Annotated in this window: 7 protein-coding genes; 6 read left to right on the plus strand and 1 reads right to left on the minus strand. The window is 31.7% G+C overall.

Features of this window, described 5'->3' with window-relative positions; genetic code table 11:
* Positions 1–116: 116 nt before the first annotated feature.
* Positions 117–791, minus strand: a complete 675-nt coding sequence (gene scdA / locus HMPREF2897_RS01525; RefSeq protein WP_002505657.1) for an iron-sulfur cluster repair di-iron protein ScdA — start codon at positions 789–791, stop codon at positions 117–119.
* Positions 792–962: 171 nt separating this feature from the next.
* Between scdA and HMPREF2897_RS01530 the strand changes: the two genes are divergently transcribed.
* From HMPREF2897_RS01530 to HMPREF2897_RS01555, 6 genes are all read left to right on the plus strand, one after another.
* On the plus strand, positions 963–2,108 hold the full coding sequence (locus tag HMPREF2897_RS01530; RefSeq protein ID WP_070592487.1) for a globin domain-containing protein: 1,146 nt from the start codon (positions 963–965) through the stop codon (positions 2,106–2,108).
* Positions 2,109–2,127: 19 nt separating this feature from the next.
* Positions 2,128–2,313 (plus strand): hypothetical protein, encoded by a 186-nt coding sequence (locus HMPREF2897_RS01535; RefSeq protein ID WP_002457527.1) that lies wholly within the window; start codon positions 2,128–2,130, stop codon positions 2,311–2,313.
* A 294-nt stretch (positions 2,314–2,607) separates the two neighbouring features.
* The gene (locus HMPREF2897_RS01540) at positions 2,608–3,201 is read left to right on the plus strand and encodes a ribonuclease FAU-1 family protein (protein WP_002475896.1); all 594 of its coding nucleotides are present in this window, start codon (positions 2,608–2,610) and stop codon (positions 3,199–3,201) included.
* A gap of 80 nt (positions 3,202–3,281) precedes the next feature.
* Entirely contained in the window at positions 3,282–4,136 is an 855-nt protein-coding gene (locus tag HMPREF2897_RS01545) for a LysR family transcriptional regulator (RefSeq protein ID WP_002445859.1), read from the plus strand.
* A gap of 57 nt (positions 4,137–4,193) precedes the next feature.
* Entirely contained in the window at positions 4,194–5,402 is a 1,209-nt protein-coding gene (locus tag HMPREF2897_RS01550) for a sugar efflux transporter (protein ID WP_070592488.1), read from the plus strand.
* Between the two features lie 6 nt (positions 5,403–5,408).
* Entirely contained in the window at positions 5,409–5,897 is a 489-nt protein-coding gene (locus HMPREF2897_RS01555) for a DUF456 domain-containing protein (RefSeq protein ID WP_002445860.1), read from the plus strand.
* Positions 5,898–5,962: the final 65 nt, after the last annotated feature.

Raw genomic sequence — 5,962 nt, forward strand, 5'->3', positions numbered from 1 at the left:
GAAATTCAACAAGCAAAGCAAGTTGGGGTTCGGGCTTCTGGACGTGTGGCAACGAATTCAATTTGAATTTTGACATGTGCACGCAGTTAATTAAATGAAGCCTAAGTCTTAATTAATTAACTTACCTTTTTAAATAACACATGGTTTTCAAGATGTACATGTTGGTGTGTTTGATGTTCGATATTTTGTAATCTTTGGTAAACAAGCTTCCATGTTCCACATGCTTCTTCTGGTGCTTGATAATCAGAGGTTAGTTGATTCATAACCTTTAATAATTGTCCAGTATCTTCGTGGTCATTAATTAAATCTTCTAATATGATTTTAATATTTTGTACATCTTGTCCTTGACTATATTGAATGAGTTTAGGAAAGTCCTCCTCATCTTCTTTACGTATATGATCCAACATACTATCACGAAACTCGCGATATAAGTCTTGTAATTTTAATAAGTATGGGTGACTAGGACTATGTACTTTTGCCAATTTAGTCACGTAAGGTGTAAGGTTCTTAAATTCTTCTTTAAGCGTTTCGTGATAAGCTGATTGTATATATTGTATAAGAGATTCAACATTTAAAAATTTAGGATTAATAGTACTGTTACCTTCTGTATTATCAATATGATTCAACTTATTTAACAAGGAATTTAAGTCAATATTTGGTTTATGATTGACAGCTGAAGCGATACTCTCTTGCCCGCCACAACAAAAATCTATTCCGGCATTTCTAAATATATCTGCACTTTTAGGAAAATCTGTTACAACATCTGCAACAATATCTTCTTTTTTAATCATAAAAACTCCTCCTTAATATTTAGTATAAATGAAAAGTAAAAAATTGAATCAATCATAAAGATAAACTTCATAAAATATTCAAATAATAATAAAAAGTTTACAATTCATAAATTTATACTTTGAAAAATAGCATAATAACTATCATAATTAGAAATGAGGGAGGAATGAATCATGCTAACTGAAAAAGAGCAAGATATTATTAAACAAACTGTACCATTATTACAAGATAAAGGAACTGAGATTACTTCAATTTTTTATCCAAAGATGTTTGAGGCTAACCCAGAATTATTAAATATGTTTAACCAAACAAACCAAAAGAAAGGTATGCAATCTGCTGCATTAGCACAAGCAGTACTAGCTGCAGCAATGAACATTAATAATTTAGGTGCAATTAAGCCAGCAATTATGCCTGTGGCACATAAGCACTGTGCTTTACAAGTTTATCCCGAACATTATCCAATTGTAGGTGAAAATTTACTTGCTGCAATTCAAGATGTGACAGGGTTAGAAAGTGACGACCCAATAATTCAAACGTGGGCAAAAGCATATGGAGAAATTGCAGATGTATTTATCAAATTAGAGCAAGAAATATACAACCATATGTTATGGAAAGGTTTTAAACCATTTAAAATCACAAACATTACACAAGAAACAAGTGACATCAAATCTTTCACAGTTGAATCTGACGAATATGATTTAAGTCAATTCGAACCGGGTCAATACATTACCGTAGATGTTTCTAGTGAAAAGTTACCATATAGAGCTAAACGTCATTATTCAATCATAGATGGAGATGAAAATCACTTAATATTTGGTGTGAAACGTGATGTGACTACTGAACATGAAGGTGAAGTTTCAACAATTTTACATGATGAAATATCAGAAGGTGACATGATTAATCTATCTGCTCCTGTTGGTGGTTTTTCAATAGAAAATACTGAAAGACCGCAATTGTTTATTGGTTCTGGCGTAGGTATGACACCATTAGTTTCAATGTTTAAAAAAGTTGCTTCATTAAACGTTCCAACTCAAATGATTCAAGCGGTTGTAACAGAAGATGAACGACCATTTGCTCAAAAACTTGATAGTATTACAGCTAATCATGAGCAAGCACAGTTACATTTACACGTGAAAGATAAAGAAGGTTATTTAGAAGCTAAAGAATTAGAACAATATTTAAGTGAACAACCTGAAATTTATATTTGCGGTGGTACGAATTTCTTACATTCAATTATAAATTCCCTTAAAGAATTAAATTATGATATGAATCATGTTCATTTTGAAACATTTATTCCTCGTTTAAGTGTTCAAGTATAGTTTTAAAGAAGGTCATATAATGAAAATGAATCCAAGATATGTCAAAGTGTTTTTTCTTTATTTAGTAAGTACATTTATTTCTGATCGCTTAACGACGAAGAAATCTTTGTGCAAAACATTAATGCAAGGCATTTTAGGTTATGGTTTATTTGCATTAGGGTTAAAGTACTTAACTATTAAGAAAAAACAACATCAAGCGCAATAGAATTTTAATGATTGTTTTACCATTATATAAAATAGGTATTTTATCAAGCAACGAGTAACAGTGTTTATGACTCTGTCACTCGTTGCTTATTTTTATGTTCACATTTGTTTTTTTAATTTCAATATTCATGTGATAAAACCTAGTATTTCTATCTATTTTAAGTAAAATACATCTATTTATAGTAGAATAGTCTTAATGATTTAATAAGAACATTTATGTAAACAGCATTTATCTGAGACTTAAGATGACATTGACACCCTAGTTTAATATAATAAAAGCAAGGAGTTGGTGACTGTGAAAGTAAAATATATAGACAAACGTCACTGGCGTCGCCTGGTAGAGAGAGAATATACAGAGGTTAAAGTTAATAATAATAGATTTAAAGGTATTATAGGCTTGGTCACGATGAAAAAGGTTCGTGAGCCTTTAGAGGTGACGGTAGTTGGACAAAACATAATAGTTGCAGATGACAATTATAAATGGTTACAGATACTACCGGATAAGAAGCGGTATAGTATAACTGTCATGTTTGATAATAAAGGTAATCCATTAGAATATTATTTTGACATTAATATAAAGAACATTACTCAAAAAGGAAATGCACGTACCATCGATTTATGTTTAGACGTTCTCGTTCTACCTAATGGTGAGTATGAACTTGTAGATGAAGATGATTTAATGTACGCACTACAAAATAAACAAATTTCAAAGAAACAATATCATGAGGCTTATATTATCGCCCATCAATTAATGATTGAAATAGAAGATAATTTTTCAGAAATACAAGATAAGGTTATGCGTTGTTATCATAAAATCAATCATAAAGCACAGAAAATGAAACATAAACGTCCCTATAAAGCTAAAAAGAAATCACACCGACGACATTAACTATTTTAATCAATTTATCGATGATGGTAAGTTAAGTCGTTTCACTAAGATTAAAGTATAAACATATGTAGGGGGACGCTATGAAAATAGATGATTATCGTTTGCTCATTACTTTAGATGAGACAAAAACTTTGCGCAAAGCAGCAGAAATTCTATATATATCTCAACCTGCAGTTACTCAACGTTTAAAAGCAATTGAGGCAGCATTTGGAGTTGAGATTTTTATTCGTACAAAAAAACAGCTCATTACTACGACTGAAGGTTCAATGATTATTGAACATGCGCGTGATATGCTCAAACGTGAGCGTTTATTTTTTGATAAAATACAAGCACATATCGGTGAAGTGAACGGTACAATTTCAATCGGTTGCTCTTCGCTTATTGGACAAACATTACTTCCTGAAGTATTGAGTCTTTATAATTCGCAATTTCCTAATGTGGAGATTCAGGTTCAAGTAGGATCTACTGAACAAATAAAAGCGCATCATCGAGACTACCATGTGATGATTACACGTGGAAATAAAGTAATGAATTTATCGAATACACATTTATTTAACGATGAGCATTATTTTATATATCCTAAGGATCGTAAGGAAGATGTAACTAAACTGCCTTTTATTGAATTTCAAGCAGATCCAATTTATATTAATCAAATTAAACAATGGTATAACAATCATTTGGGACATGATTATCACGCGACGATCACAGTTGATCAAGTTGCCACATGTAAAGAAATGTTGCTTAGTGGTGTAGGGGTAACAATACTACCAAAAATTATGATAAAAAATATCGACAAGAACATGTTTGAATTTGAAAAAGTCACTATTGATAAAAAGCCGCTTATTCGGTCAACATACATGAGTTATGACGCAAGTATGCTACAACTTCCTCAAGTAGACGCATTCGTAAATTTAATGTTGAACTTTATTAGGTAATTGAGGCTAAATTTTGTTGTGTAACTGCAATCTAAAAATAGGATAGAGGTCGAGAAGATGTTTACAGCATTATTGCAAATAAAGAATTATAAATTGTTTGTGGTCAATATGTTGTTACTAGGTATGGGAATAGCAGTGACTGTACCTTATTTAATTTTATTTGCTACAAAAGATTTGGGGATGACGACGACACAATATGGACTGCTACTTGCACTTGCTGCGATAAGTCAGTTTATAGTCAATTCCATTATTGCAAGGTTTTCTGATACACATCACCTTAATAGAAAGATTCTAATCATCACTGCTTTGTTTATGGGGGCAGTGAGCTTTTCAATTTATTTCTACGTTCATCAAATATGGTTGTTCATCGTGCTATATGCGCTGTTTCAAGGTTTATTTGCACCAGCAATGCCACAATTGTATGCCTCTGCCAGGGAATCAATCAATGCTTCAAGTTCACGTGATCGTGCTAAGTTTGCTAATACTGTTTTACGTTCAATATTTTCACTTGGTTTTTTATTTGGGCCATTTATAGGTGCGCAACTTATTGAGTTAAAAGGTTATTCTGGATTATTTGGTGGCACAATAGCTATTATTTTATTTACTTTAATTTTACAAGTGTTTTTTTATAAAAATTTACCGGTGAAAAATCAAATTTCTGAACAACAGCATATTGAGAAAATTGCACCAAATATGTTTAAAGATAAATCATTATTTATTCCATTTATAGCGTTTATATTACTTCATATTGGGCAATGGATGTATACGATGAATATGCCACTTTTTGTGACAGATTATTTAAATGAAAAAGAAAGGTATGTAGGCTATTTAGCAAGTTTATGTGCGGGTTTAGAAGTGCCGTTTATGGTTATTTTAGGTATATTATCAGCTAAATTGCCAACTCGAACTTTATTGATCATTGGCTCTGTATTTGGTGGCGCATTTTACTTTAGTATTGGTGTATTTAAAAATTTTCATATGATGCTTGTTGGGCAAATATGTTTAGCCATCTTTCTAGCAATATTACTAGGTCTTGGGATTAGTTATTTTCAAGATATTCTTCCTGATTTTCCTGGTTATGCATCAACACTTTTTGCCAATGCCATGGTAATAGGACAACTTGGTGGTAATTTGCTAGGTGGTGTGATGAGTCATTGGGTTGGTTTGGAAAATGTATTCTTTGTCTCAGCAAGTTCTATCTTCGTAGGGATGATACTCATCTTGTTTACGAAAGATCAAAAAATTACAATAGAAGATGTGGAGTAGATAGAGATGACAGCGATATTATGGATTTTAATTATTATAGCCTTTGCATTAGCATTTATTGGTTTAATTAAACCGGTGATACCATCACTTTTAATGCTATGGATTGGGTTTTTAATTTATCAATTTGGTTTTCATGATGGAAGATTATCGTGGATTTTTTATGTTGCAATGATCATCTTTACCATTATGATATTAGTAGCCGATTTTGTGATGAATAAATATTTCGTCAATCGTTTTGGAGGAAGTAAAATAGGTGAATACACAGCGCTCATAGGTGTGATTGTAGGGTGTTTCGTTTTTCCTCCCTTTGGTATTATCATTATTCCTTTTGTTGCTGTGTTCATTGTTGAATTGGTTCAAGGATTTAACTTTCAACAAGCTATAAAGGTGAGTTTTGGCTCAGTGATTGCATTTTTAGCGAGTACAGTTGCTCAAGGTCTAATAATGATTGTGATGGTTATTTGGTTCTTTTTAGATGTCTTTCTAATAAATTAAATTGAGATCAAATAAAGACTTACACTCAAAACGGTACTGACCCCCTTAAACGGGAACTTAATAAA

The sequence above is a fragment of the Staphylococcus sp. HMSC065D05 genome (genome assembly GCF_001813195.1).
In the GTDB taxonomy this organism is placed as follows: Bacteria; Bacillota; Bacilli; order Staphylococcales; family Staphylococcaceae; genus Staphylococcus; species Staphylococcus epidermidis.